The 13,885-nt window shown below is 63.1% G+C and carries 22 protein-coding genes; 7 read left to right on the forward strand and 15 right to left on the reverse strand.

What is annotated here, in order from left to right:
• From J0L98_RS09360 to J0L98_RS09385, 6 genes are all read right to left on the reverse strand, one after another.
• Window positions 1-294 (reverse strand): hypothetical protein (locus J0L98_RS09360; protein ID WP_296411460.1); only part of this gene is annotated, 294 nt, incomplete at its 3' end.
• 103 nt (window positions 295-397) lie between these two features.
• Window positions 398-760, reverse strand: coding sequence for a hypothetical protein (locus J0L98_RS09365; RefSeq protein WP_296411461.1), 363 nt, complete (start codon window positions 758-760; stop codon window positions 398-400).
• Window positions 757-1,530 carry a hypothetical protein gene (locus J0L98_RS09370; protein WP_296411462.1) on the reverse strand — a complete coding sequence of 258 codons (774 nt, stop codon included), beginning with the start codon at window positions 1,528-1,530 and terminating at the stop codon, window positions 757-759. Before J0L98_RS09370 ends, J0L98_RS09365 begins: the two co-directional genes overlap by 4 nt.
• A 12-nt stretch (window positions 1,531-1,542) precedes the next feature.
• Window positions 1,543-1,764 carry a hypothetical protein gene (locus J0L98_RS09375; RefSeq protein WP_296411463.1) on the reverse strand — a complete coding sequence of 74 codons (222 nt, stop codon included), beginning with the start codon at window positions 1,762-1,764 and terminating at the stop codon, window positions 1,543-1,545.
• 15 nt (window positions 1,765-1,779) lie between these two features.
• The gene (locus J0L98_RS09380; protein WP_296411464.1) at window positions 1,780-2,205 is read right to left on the reverse strand and encodes a hypothetical protein; all 426 of its coding nucleotides are present in this window, start codon (window positions 2,203-2,205) and stop codon (window positions 1,780-1,782) included.
• Window positions 2,205-2,630, reverse strand: a complete 426-nt coding sequence (locus J0L98_RS09385; RefSeq protein WP_296411465.1) for a DUF1320 domain-containing protein — start codon at window positions 2,628-2,630, stop codon at window positions 2,205-2,207. Before J0L98_RS09385 ends, J0L98_RS09380 begins: the two co-directional genes overlap by 1 nt.
• A gap of 106 nt (window positions 2,631-2,736) precedes the next feature.
• Here J0L98_RS09385 and J0L98_RS09390 point away from each other — a divergent pair, with 106 nt between their 5' ends.
• Both J0L98_RS09390 and J0L98_RS09395 read left to right on the forward strand, forming a co-directional pair.
• A complete protein-coding gene (locus J0L98_RS09390; protein WP_296411466.1) occupies window positions 2,737-3,063 on the forward strand; it encodes a hypothetical protein in 327 nt (108 codons plus the stop codon).
• A gap of 39 nt (window positions 3,064-3,102) precedes the next feature.
• Window positions 3,103-3,354 (forward strand): XRE family transcriptional regulator, encoded by a 252-nt coding sequence (locus J0L98_RS09395; protein WP_296411467.1) that lies wholly within the window; start codon window positions 3,103-3,105, stop codon window positions 3,352-3,354.
• 40 nt (window positions 3,355-3,394) lie between these two features.
• Here the strand turns inward: J0L98_RS09395 and J0L98_RS09400 are convergent, their stop codons facing one another.
• The 9 genes from J0L98_RS09400 to J0L98_RS09440 all read right to left on the reverse strand — a co-directional run bounded on the left by J0L98_RS09400 (window position 3,395) and on the right by J0L98_RS09440 (window position 11,549).
• Window positions 3,395-5,656, reverse strand: coding sequence for a hypothetical protein (locus J0L98_RS09400; protein ID WP_296411468.1), 2,262 nt, complete (start codon window positions 5,654-5,656; stop codon window positions 3,395-3,397).
• Window positions 5,657-5,669: 13 nt separating this feature from the next.
• Complete coding sequence (locus tag J0L98_RS09405; RefSeq protein ID WP_296411469.1) at window positions 5,670-6,071, reverse strand: hypothetical protein; 402 nt, start codon at window positions 6,069-6,071, stop codon at window positions 5,670-5,672.
• Window positions 6,072-6,141: 70 nt separating this feature from the next.
• A complete protein-coding gene (locus tag J0L98_RS09410; protein WP_296411471.1) occupies window positions 6,142-7,077 on the reverse strand; it encodes a major capsid protein in 936 nt (311 codons plus the stop codon).
• A gap of 67 nt (window positions 7,078-7,144) precedes the next feature.
• Window positions 7,145-7,495: a capsid cement protein gene (locus J0L98_RS09415; protein WP_296411472.1), complete on the reverse strand. Its 351-nt coding sequence runs from the start codon at window positions 7,493-7,495 to the stop codon at window positions 7,145-7,147.
• A gap of 35 nt (window positions 7,496-7,530) precedes the next feature.
• Window positions 7,531-8,685: a hypothetical protein gene (locus tag J0L98_RS09420; protein ID WP_296411474.1), complete on the reverse strand. Its 1,155-nt coding sequence runs from the start codon at window positions 8,683-8,685 to the stop codon at window positions 7,531-7,533.
• Between the two features lie 195 nt (window positions 8,686-8,880).
• Entirely contained in the window at window positions 8,881-9,774 is an 894-nt protein-coding gene (locus tag J0L98_RS09425; protein WP_296411477.1) for a hypothetical protein, read from the reverse strand.
• Window positions 9,775-9,844: 70 nt separating this feature from the next.
• Window positions 9,845-10,282 carry a DUF4124 domain-containing protein gene (locus J0L98_RS09430; RefSeq protein ID WP_296411479.1) on the reverse strand — a complete coding sequence of 146 codons (438 nt, stop codon included), beginning with the start codon at window positions 10,280-10,282 and terminating at the stop codon, window positions 9,845-9,847.
• Window positions 10,282-10,653, reverse strand: a complete 372-nt coding sequence (locus J0L98_RS09435) for a hypothetical protein (protein WP_296411480.1) — start codon at window positions 10,651-10,653, stop codon at window positions 10,282-10,284. Before J0L98_RS09435 ends, J0L98_RS09430 begins: the two co-directional genes overlap by 1 nt.
• 239 nt (window positions 10,654-10,892) lie before the next feature.
• Window positions 10,893-11,549 (reverse strand): helix-turn-helix domain-containing protein, encoded by a 657-nt coding sequence (locus J0L98_RS09440; protein WP_296411481.1) that lies wholly within the window; start codon window positions 11,547-11,549, stop codon window positions 10,893-10,895.
• Window positions 11,550-11,647: 98 nt separating this feature from the next.
• Between J0L98_RS09440 and J0L98_RS09445 the strand changes: the two genes are divergently transcribed.
• The 5 genes from J0L98_RS09445 to J0L98_RS09465 all read left to right on the forward strand — a co-directional run bounded on the left by J0L98_RS09445 (window position 11,648) and on the right by J0L98_RS09465 (window position 13,885).
• Window positions 11,648-11,848 carry a hypothetical protein gene (locus J0L98_RS09445; protein ID WP_296411482.1) on the forward strand — a complete coding sequence of 67 codons (201 nt, stop codon included), beginning with the start codon at window positions 11,648-11,650 and terminating at the stop codon, window positions 11,846-11,848.
• Between the two features lie 8 nt (window positions 11,849-11,856).
• Window positions 11,857-11,985 carry a hypothetical protein gene (locus tag J0L98_RS09450; protein ID WP_296411483.1) on the forward strand — a complete coding sequence of 43 codons (129 nt, stop codon included), beginning with the start codon at window positions 11,857-11,859 and terminating at the stop codon, window positions 11,983-11,985.
• A gap of 93 nt (window positions 11,986-12,078) precedes the next feature.
• Window positions 12,079-12,540, forward strand: a complete 462-nt coding sequence (locus J0L98_RS09455; RefSeq protein WP_296411485.1) for a hypothetical protein — start codon at window positions 12,079-12,081, stop codon at window positions 12,538-12,540.
• A 3-nt stretch (window positions 12,541-12,543) separates the two neighbouring features.
• Complete coding sequence (locus tag J0L98_RS09460; protein ID WP_296411486.1) at window positions 12,544-12,852, forward strand: HTH domain-containing protein; 309 nt, start codon at window positions 12,544-12,546, stop codon at window positions 12,850-12,852.
• Window position 12,853: 1 nt separating this feature from the next.
• Window positions 12,854-13,885 carry a hypothetical protein gene (locus tag J0L98_RS09465; protein WP_296411487.1) on the forward strand — a complete coding sequence of 344 codons (1,032 nt, stop codon included), beginning with the start codon at window positions 12,854-12,856 and terminating at the stop codon, window positions 13,883-13,885.

Here is a 13,885-nt window from a genome sequence, read left to right on the forward strand (position 1 = left end):
CTGGGCTGCATCCCGCACGCCCAGGTACGCATCTTTCAGCCTTCCAGCCTCGACGCGCGCCTTTTGCAGCTCGGCCACCTGGGCCTTCGTCGGCGGGCCAGCCTGGCCCAACGACTCAGCCAGGCCCTTTACCCGCGCCTGCGCCTCACCCCATGCCGCCTTCGCCCCCTCCACGCCCTCGCGCATGGCACCGTACGTGCGCAGCATGGCCGCCCGGCTGAGCGCCAGGCTGGCCAACAAGCTGGCCGGGTCACCGGTCAGCCGAAACGAGAGCTCAGAATTACGTGTGGCCATGGCGTGGGCGGGGGTGGTTATTTCTTCTTGGCGGCCTCTTGCATTGCTTGCTCAAAAGTCCGCCACGGGTAACGCCAGGCATCGGTATGCCCAGCCAGGCGGATCAAGCTGGAGACTGCGCGCTCGAGGGCTCCGACTGGATCGCCGGAATCACGCTCAGCAGCCCGGCGCGCAGCGCGAAAAAATCCTCGTTGAGCTCCCGGGCGGCAGCAACAACTTCACGCAGCTGGCTCGGCGCCAGCCCCTCCACCTGCTCGGCAGCCAGGCTGCTCATGCGCTGCACGTCCTGCAAGCTCACGTCGCGCAGCAACATCACGTCGATTACATCCACCGAATCAGAGGCCTTCTGCACATCCGCCAGCCAGGCCCGGATCTCACCCACAGTCAGCTCGCGCACAGTCACAGCGAGGGGGGCCTCGCCCCCCTCACCGATCACCACTGTGCGGGTCACGGCCAGGCCGCTCACGCCGGCACGCCCAGGTACGTCATCCGGCCAAACTGGCCGAACTCCCCGTCCTCGGTCTTGCTCGTGTCAGCCAGCAGGCTGATCGTGACCTTGGGCTTGGCCACCTCATTGCCGATCAGATCCGTCTTGTCTGCGGCACTAAACTTCGCGCGCCAGAACTCATACAAATAGCGCGCGTTGTTGGCCTTCGAGATCCCCTCGAAGCGCAGCACATACTCGTCATCGGCGGCAGTCAGCAGCGTGGCCCGCGACTGGGCGCCATAGCTGTAGTCGGCCTTGATGGGCGCCACAAACGGGCCGCCGGTAGTGACGTTGATCACATCCAGAGAGCCAAATGCGCCCCCGTCGCGCAGGTTGTAATTGACCCCGGCGGCCAGCGTCTTCGGGCTGGCAGTCGAGTCCTTGATCACAACACTGGTCGCCAGGCCACGGCGCAGCGTCAGGATGTCACCCACGGCGGGCAGATCAGCGGCAATCACCTCGGCCGTAGCAGTACTGGCCGCCACCTCGGTCACGCGCGCGCTGAACATCAGCTTGGCATTGGCCTTGTTGATGTCCGACATCTCCGCTTCAATCGTGCCGCTCTTCTTATTGATCCAGGTCGCGTCCAGCAACGAGTTAACCGACTCACTCTCGTTGTGCTCGCCTTTTTCCGTCGCGAGCGCAAACGAAAAGCTCTCCAGGTTCGAGAGGGTCACAAATGCCCCCGGAACACCGTTTGTCAGCTTGGCAACCATGGCCCGGCCACGGCCGGCAATGTAGTCTTTCATCTCTTCGCCTCCTTATTCGGCCGCAGCCGGGGTGTGTTCCTCGGCCTTGCCCAGGCCGATCAGCCAGGCTGCCGAATCCAGATCGAGGCCGTGCAGCTCGAGATCGAGCACGGCACCGGCCGGGTAATCGCGGCCAGCGTGCTCATGGGGCGCCAGCAGTTTGATCGCCTTCAGCGGAGCCTTCGCGGCGGCATCCACGCTGGGCGCGTCAGCCGGGGTGTTCTTCGGGGGCATGTCATCCTCCAGGGGTTATGTCCAGGCTTCGGGCCTGGACGAGTAGAAACTCGTCAAAAAATCGTCCTGCCACCACTGCACCCCCGCCTCAAACTTCAGCAGGCGCCCACGGGCAAAGTGCAAGGGCTCCGCACCGTCGAAGGGCTCCCAGCCCACCAGGCGGTCGAACAGCAGTTTTCGGAACGCAACCAGGTCGGCCGCAGCGGCAGCCCCCGCGGCATCGCGCACATTGCGCACGCACAGAATCACGCCGTACATCCGCGCCACCAACTGCGTGCCAGACGTGAACGGCTCTTTCGTGGCTGAGTCGTCGCCCAGGTGCAGCACAAACGCGCACGGCGCAGGCGGCGCAGAGTCAGCCAGGGCGCCAAACTCAGCAGCCCCGCCCACTTGACGGAATGAGGGGTCGGCCAGGCGAGCAACCAGCGCAGCGGCAGACATCAGTAGTCCCCCAGCAGCTCGTCGCTGAAAAGCCGGTCACGGCTGCGGACTTTTACGGTCCCAGCCGCAGGCGTGACGGATGTCGGGTCGATGCCCAAGGAAAGCCGACCGGCGGCAATGTCCTTGAGCCGGGCAATGGCGTCTTCGTAGCGCTGGCGCACCACCTCCGGCACGGCATCGTCGTAGAGCCGATAGCGCGTGATGTCGCACGCGATGGGCACCAGCACCGGCGGCACTGGCTCAGGCAGAGGGAGGGAATAGCGGGAGCCCACATAACCATCGATCTCGCCCTCGGCGTCCGCGATGGCGCGATCCAGCACGGCATCGACCACCGCGCCGGTGTAGGGGGCGAACTTGTCGGTACGCTGGATCAGCTCGTCCAGTCCGTAGCGCTCTTCGAGAAGGGGGCGGGATGTGTAGGGCATGCCGCCATCTTCGCGCGCGCGCGACAGGCACGCCATGGAGGCACATGCCCCCAGGGCGTGGCGGGAACCAGTTGAACGCAGGCATGTACATGCGTACAGTCCACGCATGAATCTCGTCGTAGATATCTATCTTGTGCGCCGGCTGGGCTGGGTGCTGCCGCGCTTCCGTGGCTGCATGTACCGCCCGAGCCGCGGCGTGCTGCTTGTGCGAGATCAGCACATCGTCGAGATGCGCCGTCACATCCGCGTCGCGACCCTGCAGCCCACCCCCGACTCGACCGAGCCCGCCCCCCCACCGCTGCACGACGTGCAACTGGTATGGGCCGACGGCCACGAGTTGATGCTCAACGGCTTTGAGCGAATCGAAGAAAGCCCCGGCCGCTGGATTGACTACGCGCAGAGCTGGGATGCACTTGTTGTACGCGCCGAGTGAGATACATTAGCGGGCGGCGAAACTCATACAAATCCGATCATGACCAAGCCCACACAGCCCAAGCGCCCCAAGCTCATCATCCGCTCAGGCGATCAGGCTCGAGCGATGCGCAAAAAGCTCGGCTTGAATCAAGCCGAGTTTTGGGGGCGAGTGGGCACCACACAATCCGGTGGATCACGCTATGAGAGCGGAAGAGACATTCCGGACGCGGTGTTGATGTTGCTGCAGATTGCCTATGGGCCTGAACACCATGCATCGCTGCTACAAGAGTGGCTGAGATCGCGTCCCTGAAGGGTCGGGGCTAAAGCCCCAGACCCTTCGGGGATTGCAGTTAAGCGGCTGCGGACACGGCGAGCATCTCTGGGTAAGTGCGAGCCTTACCGACGATCTTGATCCGGCCGACGCGTTTTTGCGTCAGCGGCGTACTGTTGCCGGTCGATCCGAGGTAAAACACAGCCCCATTTGGCATCACATCGACGATGTTCTTGCCATTCGAGTCGACGGCCCCGGCTACGCGACCGACAGACAGTCGCATGTTGCCCGTTCCGCCCTCGACAGCCTCTTTGGCTAGGCTGTATTGCCAGGTCTGCGGCTGGAAAGCGCGCACAGGGTTATCCACGTTTGCAACGCTGAAGACTTCCTGCTTGATAGATCCGTCGCCGTTGTAAATCGTGCGCCCCCAGTAGAAGTCGCTCGTGACTCCTGCAATGACATCCTCGACAACTCCACCGCCAAACGGGCCCGGCCTGCGGCACATGCCAAAACGATGGTCATTGTCAATTTTGCAGTAGAGCACTCCGTCCCAACCCTTGAGTGTCATGCAGACGGACTTTCCGTTGAACGTCACAACGCATTGCTGCGTGATGCCGTTTCCGACCACTAGGTCGGTCTGAGAAAACCAAGATTTCGCATCGCCTGCGCTCGGTGCTGTCTGTCCTCCGGTCACTCCGTCCCCGACGTCCCCGACGTAGAGAATACGCTGCTGCGCACGCTGGAAAGAGCGTGCAGCAACCCACAATCCACGGGAGGTATCGCCCGCAAAACTGGGCGTATTGGCCGCCGCGCAGACGCCAATCCCTCCCCTCAGGGTTGATGCTCCTGACGCAGTCGGGACAGTCAGGGAGACCCAAATCAAATCAGTTCCGGGCAGGTAGTCGCACTCCGCCATGTAGGCGTTGTAGTTCTGCCCATCCACGGGATTAAGCGCTACCGGAGCATTGACGATGGACGTCATGACCAGCTTTTTCAAATCAAAATAGGCGCGCCGCTCGGTCCCTGACTTGTCGAAGATATAGAGGTAGCAGTAATCACGATCCCGTTTGACGAACATGCAGTACGTAATTGAATCGTTGTCGGACGGGATCGTGCCAAACCAGGGTTCATCGATCTTGTGCTCCGCATTGACCGCGGTCTCCACCAGCTTCTGAAGCGCCCCGCCGCCGAGGTACGGCGAATCGGCATAGGCTCCCGCCGTGACGTTTGTAGCCGTGATTGCGCCAGCTGTAATGCCTGCACCTGGATCTGCGGTATAGCGCAGGCGATTGATGTGCGACGGGTGCGTATCGATGCATTGCAGCTGCTCGGACGGAATCTGCACTTTCGGAAATCCCTCGACGCACAAGCCCGTCGTCGCATCGATGGTCCAACTGTTGTAGGTGTCGAAACACTGAGTGCCATCGACGTTGCATCCCTGATAAGGCCAGACGTCACCAGCATATCCGCGGGAAACATAGTCGTTCGGTGCCCCGCTTTGGTTCTGCGTTTTTTCGAGTTGCGGATCGGCGCACCAATAGCTGAACGAATTGATCGGACCGTGCAGCTCGAATCGGAACGTTGATGTTGTGTTTGTGGGCGTTCCGAAAACACCGAAACGGAAAAACTTCCCTGCCGGAGGGGTAAAAGTCCGGCTTTCGAGAACGGCCGAATCAGACCCTCTCACAAATTTGAGAATGAACTCGGTTGATCCGTCGCCCATGTACCACTCGGAGAACGTGAGCTGACGTCGATCGTATGTCGCGGAGTTTGTGCGCCATAGTTCCGTGGTGCCGGTGTTCGTGCAGTCGCACCGATAGACGCTCTTGCGCTGGCCGTTTGGGCTGAGCATTTCCGCCTCCAGCACCTGCGTCACCCGCGCGGTCTTGGACATCCCGATGGATCGGTCGGGCGCCTGGATCAGGTTCTCGACGCGGCGCGCCCCCCAGAACCCAGGATCATTGCTGCGATTGATATACCTGATCACGCCGTAGCAGTCGATCATTGAGCTGACGCCGGTGCGGGTGTAGTTATGCACCGATCCGTCTGGGTTGATGAGGCTGTGTGTAAGGGGTATCTCTTGCAGCACAACATCCCCAGATTGCACCCCGACTACCGCACCGCCCGACAAAAGTCCAATCCCCGACCCCGAGGGGCTTGCCATTACAGGCACGGCAGGCCCCGGCGGCATTGAGGGGAGCGCGCCAGCTTGCTCCGCCAAGGTACCCACTGCAACGAGCTTTGTCCCTTCGGCCTCAGGCAGCGCAACCGGGGTACCGGTAGCAAACTTGTTGCCGTCCCGGCGGAGCGGAGACAGTGTCACGTAGCGGCGATCAGCCATATTGGTCTCCCGCTCAGTCGGTCAGCGCAACAGCGCCCGCGGCCTGCAGCACTGCAACCTCGGCTGCATCCAGCTCCAGCGACTCCCCTTCCGGCTGGCCCGGGCCGTACAGCTTGCGGTTGCGGCGCAGGCGATGCAGCACACGCACATTCACACGCGCTGGGGCAGTGGGCGCATCAATCGCGGCCTGGGCATCAACAGCACCAGGCGCATCATCAAGCACCGGATACGTCGCCGGAGGCGCCTCGGCGGCGATGGCTGCAGCGGCGGCTGCCAGGGCAGCATCCTGCTCGGCGTGGAGGGTGGCAGTGGCTTCAGTGCGCACCTGGTCAGCAGCGTTCTTATCCGCAACCACCTGGTGCTGCTGCTCATCACCCGGCGGCACGGCCGGGGCTTTCTGGGTCTTCGGGGGCATCTGTGTCTCTCCTTCGCACCCCGCCAGGCAACCCTGGCGGGGCGGAGCGTGCTACATCGCGGGGGGGGTATTAAGCGGCGGACTTGATCAGGAAGCCCGCACTGGCGCCGGCAATCACGGGCATCAGCTCGTCCGTCACGGGGTAGATCCAGCTCTTGCTGGAGCGGTCGTAGTACGGCTGCTCCACGATGGGGTAGTTGGAGAGGCGGTAGGTGTAGCCGTAGCTCGGCTTGCCGCGCTCGGCGACCGAGCCCACCTCGGTGTACGCCACCACCACGTCACCGCCCCAGCAGTCCTGCATCACGCCGGATGCGTCCTCGTAGATCGACTCACCCACCGCCACACGCTGCACACCCCACAGGGCGGCCAGCAGATCGGTGGTCACGGTGTCGCGGCCCGTGTACTTGATGCGGTCGATGATCGAGGGGTTTTCCTGGGCGGCGTCGAAGGCCTTGGCGCTGAGCACCACGGTGTTCGGCCGGCGACCAATGGCTGCGCGCACCGCGGCCTTGGCTTCCTGGATGTCCTGGGTCGGCTTGCTGGCCGGGTCGGTCCACTTGTCGGTGCCGCCCAGCGTCACCTTGTTGGTCGCGGGGTAGTTGGCCAGGTTGGTGGCCAGGCCGGCGGCAAACTGCTCGGTGCGCAGCTCGATGATGTCCTGCACCGTGCTCGCGGTGGCGCTGCCCATGTCCACGCCCGGCAGGCTGGCCGTGGCCTCTTCATTGATCTCCATCGGCAGCATGCCTTCCAGCGCATGCTGCTCAAGCACGTAGGGCGCCCCGTCGTGGCCGAGCTGAATGCGACGGGTGTTCTGGCCCGGCGAGCGTGCGGTGTTGTAGATCCGGAAGCTCTCACGGCCAAAGGTCAGGATCTTGCCGCCGCGCTGCGACACCGGCACGAGCGGAAACAGCACCTGATACACCATCGCAGCATTGCGATAGCCCTGGGCAGCGGTGGAGAGGACGGCATCGACTACGCGAGCCTGGGCGGGGTTCATTTGCGGCATGGATTACTCCTGGTGATCGGGGTAGAGCGCCCCGCAGGGCGCAATGGGGGGCGTGGCGGGGGCCGCGTCAGGCGGTAGCCGGCAGCAGCAGCACTTCCACAAACTGTCCGGCGGCGGTGGCCACCTCGCCCGGGGCCAGCCGGCCCAGGGTTACGCCGGCCGCCTTGGTGATCGCCCGGCCGCTCGCGTCCGTCTGCACGAAGGCGCCTTCGGCAATCGCGGCACCGGCCTCGACCACGGCAGTGCCCAGCACATCAACGGTCTGCCGGGCACCGATGGCCACGGTGCTGCGGCCCACACCGTAGGCCGAGGCCCCGGCGGCCGGCACAGCGCCGGCAATGGTCACAAAGCGGTCGGCCGTGAGCGCCGCAGTGGCGATCACAGACTGGGTGAGGATGGGGGTGGATTGACGGCCCATGGCGGAGGAGTCCTATAGAGATAGAGAGGGGAAGGTCAGGCGTTCGAGACAGCAGTCACCGCCGTCACAAAATCCACACCCGGGTGGGTGGCCTGGTAATCCAGGGCGCGGGCACGCAGCGCGGCGGATTCGCCGTCCACGTGATAGCCGCGAGGGGCCGCAAAACTCACAGTGCCGGAGTCACCCCCGGCCGCCCGGGCGTTGGTGGCCACCTCCTCGGCAAACTCCGGCGCCACCGGCGCAGCCTGCAAGTAGCCGCGCACAGCATCAAGCAGCGGCGCCCTGGCATCGCCCTCGCCAAACTCCACGGGCTCAGCCTGGCTGGCGATGCAATCCAGCGTGGCCACCACCACATCACGATGGGCGGGCGGCAGCCGGCCGGCCGTCACCAGGCCATCGGCAAACGCCACGTTGGCGGCATGGCGCTCGGCAGCGGCACGGGTGCGCGCCTCGGCGTCAGACGCAGCTACACGAGCACGCAGCGCAGCGTTCTCCGCCTCAAGGGCGGCTTTTTCTTCAGGGGTCACAGGGGTCTCCGGAGAGGACGGGTCAGAGAAGGCCGCCGCCGTGGGCGTGGCCGTGGGGGAATCTTCAGCAAGCTCTTCGTCGATCTCGCGCTGAGCCGCCCGCTCCAGGCCCTCGACGAGATACGAGGGCACAACCTGGTCGGCTTCATCCACGCCAAACTTGCCCAGCACCCACTCACGCAGCCGGCGCCACAGGCCGGCGTTGTCGGCATCGTCCCAGGCCGAGAACTCGACAATGCCCGCATCGTCGGCAGCAAACTCCGGCGTGCGCAGGCCCTTCAGGGCCGGGGGCTGGGCACCCAGAAAGCCGACATGGCGCAGGTAATAGGCGCCGGGGACGGGGTTGGCAGGAGCATCCGGCGCCCAGAAGCTGGCGCTGATGTGCGCGAAGCGCTTGTTGTTTACGAGCTCGGCAAACTCGGGCTCCACATCAGCCGGGGTGGCCTCAATACCGATGGCCGAAAACGTGATGCCATCCACCCAGCCGTAGGCCGGGGCATCGACGCGGGGGTGCCCCACAACGAGCGGTGCTCGCCACTTGGCCGGGTCGTACGCCAGGCAGGTGGCCTGCAGGTCGGATTCAGAAAACGAGATCGCCGCGCCCGACATCGCCGTGTGGCGGCCGGGGCGGAAGATGTGGAGGGGTTTGGCGGTGGAGTGCATGCCCGCAGTTTCGCGGGCGCGCGGGGCGATTCGGAGGGGGGAGGGTGCCCCCAGTGCCGGGGGGGGGGAACTAGAGGGGGACGAGCGGGGCGGAAAGGCTCGGCGAGCGGTTTATAAACCGCGTGGCGGGCCCGTAGCAGGCTCGCCCAGGGAAGCGCGGGCGTCAGTGGTGGAAAAACGCGCCCCGGGCGTCAGTTACTTGATCACACTCCTTAGCATGATGTGATGGGGAATCAACTTCACTCCATCCTTGTCAAGGGCATAGTAAATAGATATGTCAGCTCGGACCTTGAGTTTTCCCGCCACGTCGATAGGGCTTACTCCATCCGCCAACTCAAGCTTGATACGGCGGTCGATCTTTCCCGGCAACAGCGCTGCCCAGCCGCTTCTTGCGCTATCAAGGTTTGTCGCCCGAATTTCCAAGTCGACATCCAGCATGTGCTCAACCTTCTGCTGAACCTCGATCTCCACAGTCTTTGGCGTGGCCTTGACGACATCTGGTGGAAACACGAGCCCACTGCTTTCATCGAATGTAATGCTGGCTTGACTATCCAACCGGGCTGGTTTCAACACTTTCACAGCACTATTTGCCAGCGCTTTCTTATCAACTACCGCAGCCTCGACGATCGCCTTGAAAGCCTCTGGCGTCAAATCCACCTGTCCAGCCCCAAGGTTGATGATCACGTTATTGTTCGCAGTGATCGTTGTTGTGGCAGCCCCTTTCTGAGCCGTTGCAGCCAAATAGGCACCGTAACCTACCAAGGCAGTCAAGACCGATCCGATCAAAATATTGCGCGCCATAGGCTTCTCCAACTTGCCTCGTACCTTGTCCAGAAAGGCGTTCAAATCATCTTCGGACTTGAAAAACAGCTTGATCAGCACGGTCTCCATCAAGCTACCGGTCTCTAGGTGCTCGACAAAGATCTCCACGCGATCAATCTCGACTCCCGTGAGCCCATGCAATACCCGTGGGCTCATCCGGATCACCTGTTCAAGGCCCAATAGGGAATCTACGATCTCCCGGATAGGGACAGGCTCGCGGTTCGAATAATAGACTTGGTGAGTAGTCGAAAAAACAAAACTGGTCATGCGGATCTAGGCTTTCACTTGATTTCTGGAGAACGGGCGGCATAACAGCGCTCGCCCAGGGTAGATACACTCACTTCGAGAAGCACTCTGAAAAGTGCTGCGCCTCGTACTCCTTCTTGCGCCTGTCGGCATCGTCGCGGTAGCGCTGCGTCACGTACAGCTCGCGCTCATGATCTGCCGCCTTGGCCCGGGCCTGGTAGCCCGAGCACTTCGACTCGTGGCGGGCTTCTGCCGCCGCCCGCTGCGATCGCTCGACCCGTCGTTCCATTTCCAACTGGGCGTGCTCCCGGTCAATCTCGGCCACGCCGCGGCGATCTGCCTGCGCGCGCCGTTGGGCTTCCAGCCGATCACGGCGGCTGGGCTGATGCACGTTGAGCTCAACGACCCTGGTCTTGTCCCCGCACGGCACTTCCGAATAGGTGGTCACACCGCCGGTTATGCACTTGAACACCTGGGCGCCGGCAGGCGTGGCGCTGGCCAGCAGGATCATCGACAACAGCACGCGCATCAGCGCCCTCCCAGGATCACATTCACAACCCTGGGGTTTGGCATCAGTGCCACCCCCAGGATCAGGGCAATCACGCTCCATATGACCACGGTGATCGCCACCACGCCGCCGGCCATCACTATTACAGCGATCAGCCTGCCAAGCCATCCGTAGTACCCGGCCCAAGCCCATGCGCGGTCGAGCAGCCCTGTCCAGGTTGAGTGAAGGCGCCGCTCCAGGTGCAGCCGACTTTCGGCCACTACCCGCAGCTCTTCGCGCCGGGCCCGAACGGACGGGTCAAATTTGTCATAGATCAGATGGCACCTGGGGCATACCCCGGCGGGGCCGGCATCCCGGGCTTGCCGGGTGTAGCTGCATTGCGGGCACTGCATCTACTCCCCCCTCCATGGCACATCCACGGTAACCCTATCGGCGCTCACAGACAGCCCCTCGAAGCGAAACCGCAAAACAGGACCAGCATCCCCCTCAGCAAGCAAGGCGTCGTCAAGGCCCTTGAGCGCATCAGCAAGTACGCGAACCAGCACCTCAGACACATCATCCCGCTTCATAGCATCCTCCGTGAGCTGCGCCTGATGCTATGCAAATTTCAGAAAAATCGAAGTGAATCAGTTCACTTGACCTGACGCAACTGGTCCTGGACTGCGGAATTCGTCACACCTATGCCCGCCCGCTGCCAGGCCATGACGGCCTCGACAACGGCAAACACCTTTGCCGCCGGCAGCGTGCGCCCTGCTGTGTGCAGCGCATCCAGCACGATGGCAAGCACCTCTTGCTGAGTCAGCCCCGCATGCTCGTTTGTGGGCAGGGGCACCACCGTGCCTTGAGAGTACCGGATCTGCCCCTGGGAAGATGTCATCGCTGACTGAGCACTCTCGGCACGCCAAGACTGCTGGAGTGCATCTGCAAGCACTTTGGCATCCACCACTGGATCACCCATCAAGCACAGCTTCACCCCCTCACGCTCCTGCTCGGGCAGCGGGAGCGCATCGACCAGGCGTGCGGTGGCAGTGATGGCCTGCATGCGGGCAGCGAACTGATCCTGGGACTCTGCCTGGTGCAGATCACGCACGCCGGTCAGCACGTAGACCACGTCAATCTCAGGCCTCTCAGCAGCCAACGCTCGCAGCTCCTTCTCGGGAAAGGAGCCCCTTTTCTTGCGCTCCGAGAACGCCGTCTTGCTCATTCCAAGCGCGACAGCGACCTCTCCGTCCTTGCTGACCCGAAGCTCATGCTTAAGACGGTCGAGCGAATCTGAAAAAAAATCCATACATCCCTTGCCTGTTCATATAAATGTGGACTAAAGTTCACATCACACAACGCACCTTGCGTTGCGATCACAGCGATTCACAAACCGGAGCCCTTCCCATGAGCACCCCCAATGCCAACCAGATCAAGCATGCCCTGCGTCAGCAGGGCCACACGCTCAAGTCGTGGTCCGAAGCCAACGGCTTCAAGTATCGCGACGTGTCCGAAACCATCCGCGGCATCCGCCGTGGCCACTACGGCGTTGGCCGCGAGATCCGCATGAAGCTCGGCCTGCCCCTCGACGAACAACTCGCCGCCTGAGGCCCGCCATGCAAACCCTCCGCCAGCAAACCAGCATCGACCTGGACGACCTCAGCATCGGATTTCGCCTTGAGGCCATCAGCGTTTGGTACGAGTTCGACATCGATGCCGCGGACTGTTACGCACTGGGGGCCTGAACCCTCACGCCCCGAAGTTTAGCCACACAAAACGCCATTTAGCCCAATCGAAACGGGAATTTGTTCAGAAACCCACCACACCACGCCCTTCCAATGACCACCCGCCATTCACCCCCCGTGCCAACCAGCCTGCGCCAGGCCTTCGATATGGACAAGGCGCATGCCAACAAGCGCTACCGCCTGACCATTGAGCGCCTGGCCGAGCTGATGAACACCACCCCGGCCACGCTCTACAAGTGGATCGAAACCGACAGCATGCCCGCCCGCGCCTTGCTGGCCTGGCAGCACCTTACCGGCGCCAACAACGTGGCCCGCTACCTGGCCTCGGCCGAGGGCGGTGTGCTCATCAAGATCCCGACCGGCAAGGCGCCGACTGCCGACGACGTGCACATCCTGCAAGCCACGCTCAACGGTGCCATCGGCGCACTGCTGGGCTTCATCAGCGGCGAGACGGACCAGGCCACCACCCTCGGCAAGCTGGGCGCAGGGCTCGAATCCCTGGCCTGGCACCGGGCCAACGTCGCCAAGGCCGAACAGCCCGAACTGGAGTTCTGAGCCATGGCCAACCCCGCCTACGACAACGCCAGCCAGCAACGAATCCTGCGCCTGCTGCTGATCCTCTCGGGCCACGAACAGCACGGCCTGGCCCCGAAAGACCTCTCCGAATCGCTCGACGTCTCTGCCGGAACCATCACCCGGGATCTGCACAACCTGCGCGAGATGGGCCTGGCGGAAGTGATCCAGGAGACCGGCCGCGTGCGCCTGGGCCCCAAGGTTGTCCAGGTGGCCATTGCCCACATGACCGCCATGGATAGGGCCACCTCGCAGCTCAACGACATCAAGAACCGCTACTCCAGGGAGCCCTGACATGGGACGCACACCCACACCTCGCACCAACACTGAACCCGCCGTCATCGTGAATGATGAGGCCGTGGCCGAGGGCCATGCTGCACTGACAGAGCTGGCTACCATCGAACGGGATCACGAGGCCGCTGTGCGCCAACTGGCCCTCCGGGTTGGCTACATGCTGCCCGCAGACTGTACCGATCCGGATCTGATTCAGCGCGATATCGCGGCAAACATGCGCCGGTCTGTGGAGTCGTGCTTCGAAGTCGGCCGCGGCTTGGCAGTACTCAAGCAAGCCTGCGAGCACGGCCAGTTCCTTCCCCGCCTTGAGGATCTTGGAATAGATCACAGCGTTGCGAAGCGCTTCATGCAGGCTGCTTTCAAGTTCTCAAATGGTGCGACGTCGCACCATTTGACCAAGGCAATAGGCTCCCAATCCAAGCTCTTCGAGCTGCTCGTCCTCGACGATGACCAAACCGAAGAGCTTGAACAGACGGGCCAGACCGGCAGCCTGACCCTTGACGATGTGGCCAGCATGTCGGTGAAGGAGCTCCGTGCCGCCCTGCGTAAGGAACGCGACACCCGCAAGGCCGAGAAAGACAAGCTCGACGCCACCCACAAAGCCGACCTGCAGGCCAAGGACCGCTTGATGGCCAGCGTGCGCGAACGTGCCAACAAGGCCGAGGAGAAGCTCGCCCAGCTCGAAACCCACGGCGTCCCCGCTGACGCGCGCCTCAACGAACTCACCGGTGACATCCACAGCCTGGGCAAGAAGGCCGATGACGCCCTGATCCTGGTCGAACGCATTCTCGAAGCCATCGACCAGGTGGTCACCGACATCTTCGACCGGCCGGAGCACGACCGCCCCGACACCAAAGGTGCGGTCGCCCTGGTGCAGCGCGCCCGTGACCAAGGCTTCCGCCTGGCCTCCACGGTGGGCCGCATCCAGGCCATCGTCGATAACTGCCTGCTGCCGCAGATCGAAGCGCGGGAGATGTACCAGCCCTACACGGCCGAAGACGGCCGCGTGCTGGGCGATGAGGTTGTGGGCTGA

This window comes from Zoogloea sp. (assembly GCF_017302315.1).
In the GTDB taxonomy this organism is placed as follows: domain Bacteria; phylum Pseudomonadota; class Gammaproteobacteria; order Burkholderiales; family Rhodocyclaceae; genus Zoogloea.

Bases quoted from the DNA above. Each gene is read 5' to 3' on its own strand.
- J0L98_RS09380 (WP_296411464.1), bottom strand. From the start codon at position 2,205: ATGTCTGCCGCTGCGCTGGTTGCTCGCCTGGCCGACCCCTCATTCCGT.
- J0L98_RS09440 (WP_296411481.1), bottom strand. From the start codon at position 11,549: ATGGATTTTTTTTCAGATTCGCTCGACCGTCTTAAGCATGAGCTTCGG.
- J0L98_RS09445 (WP_296411482.1), top strand. From the start codon at position 11,648: ATGAGCACCCCCAATGCCAACCAGATCAAGCATGCCCTGCGTCAGCAG.
- J0L98_RS09415 (WP_296411472.1), bottom strand. From the start codon at position 7,495: ATGGGCCGTCAATCCACCCCCATCCTCACCCAGTCTGTGATCGCCACT.
- J0L98_RS09410 (WP_296411471.1), bottom strand. From the start codon at position 7,077: ATGCCGCAAATGAACCCCGCCCAGGCTCGCGTAGTCGATGCCGTCCTC.
- J0L98_RS09385 (WP_296411465.1), bottom strand. From the start codon at position 2,630: ATGCCCTACACATCCCGCCCCCTTCTCGAAGAGCGCTACGGACTGGAC.
- J0L98_RS09460 (WP_296411486.1), top strand. From the start codon at position 12,544: ATGGCCAACCCCGCCTACGACAACGCCAGCCAGCAACGAATCCTGCGC.
- J0L98_RS09435 (WP_296411480.1), bottom strand. From the start codon at position 10,653: ATGCAGTGCCCGCAATGCAGCTACACCCGGCAAGCCCGGGATGCCGGC.
- J0L98_RS09425 (WP_296411477.1), bottom strand. From the start codon at position 9,774: ATGACCAGTTTTGTTTTTTCGACTACTCACCAAGTCTATTATTCGAAC.
- J0L98_RS09465 (WP_296411487.1), top strand. From the start codon at position 12,854: ATGGGACGCACACCCACACCTCGCACCAACACTGAACCCGCCGTCATC.
- J0L98_RS09420 (WP_296411474.1), bottom strand. From the start codon at position 8,685: ATGCACTCCACCGCCAAACCCCTCCACATCTTCCGCCCCGGCCGCCAC.
- J0L98_RS09455 (WP_296411485.1), top strand. From the start codon at position 12,079: ATGACCACCCGCCATTCACCCCCCGTGCCAACCAGCCTGCGCCAGGCC.
- J0L98_RS09405 (WP_296411469.1), bottom strand. From the start codon at position 6,071: ATGCCCCCGAAGACCCAGAAAGCCCCGGCCGTGCCGCCGGGTGATGAG.
- J0L98_RS09450 (WP_296411483.1), top strand. From the start codon at position 11,857: ATGCAAACCCTCCGCCAGCAAACCAGCATCGACCTGGACGACCTCAGC.
- J0L98_RS09390 (WP_296411466.1), top strand. From the start codon at position 2,737: ATGAATCTCGTCGTAGATATCTATCTTGTGCGCCGGCTGGGCTGGGTG.
- J0L98_RS09375 (WP_296411463.1), bottom strand. From the start codon at position 1,764: ATGCCCCCGAAGAACACCCCGGCTGACGCGCCCAGCGTGGATGCCGCC.
- J0L98_RS09395 (WP_296411467.1), top strand. From the start codon at position 3,103: ATGACCAAGCCCACACAGCCCAAGCGCCCCAAGCTCATCATCCGCTCA.
- J0L98_RS09370 (WP_296411462.1), bottom strand. From the start codon at position 1,530: ATGAAAGACTACATTGCCGGCCGTGGCCGGGCCATGGTTGCCAAGCTG.
- J0L98_RS09400 (WP_296411468.1), bottom strand. From the start codon at position 5,656: ATGGCTGATCGCCGCTACGTGACACTGTCTCCGCTCCGCCGGGACGGC.
- J0L98_RS09430 (WP_296411479.1), bottom strand. From the start codon at position 10,282: ATGCGCGTGCTGTTGTCGATGATCCTGCTGGCCAGCGCCACGCCTGCC.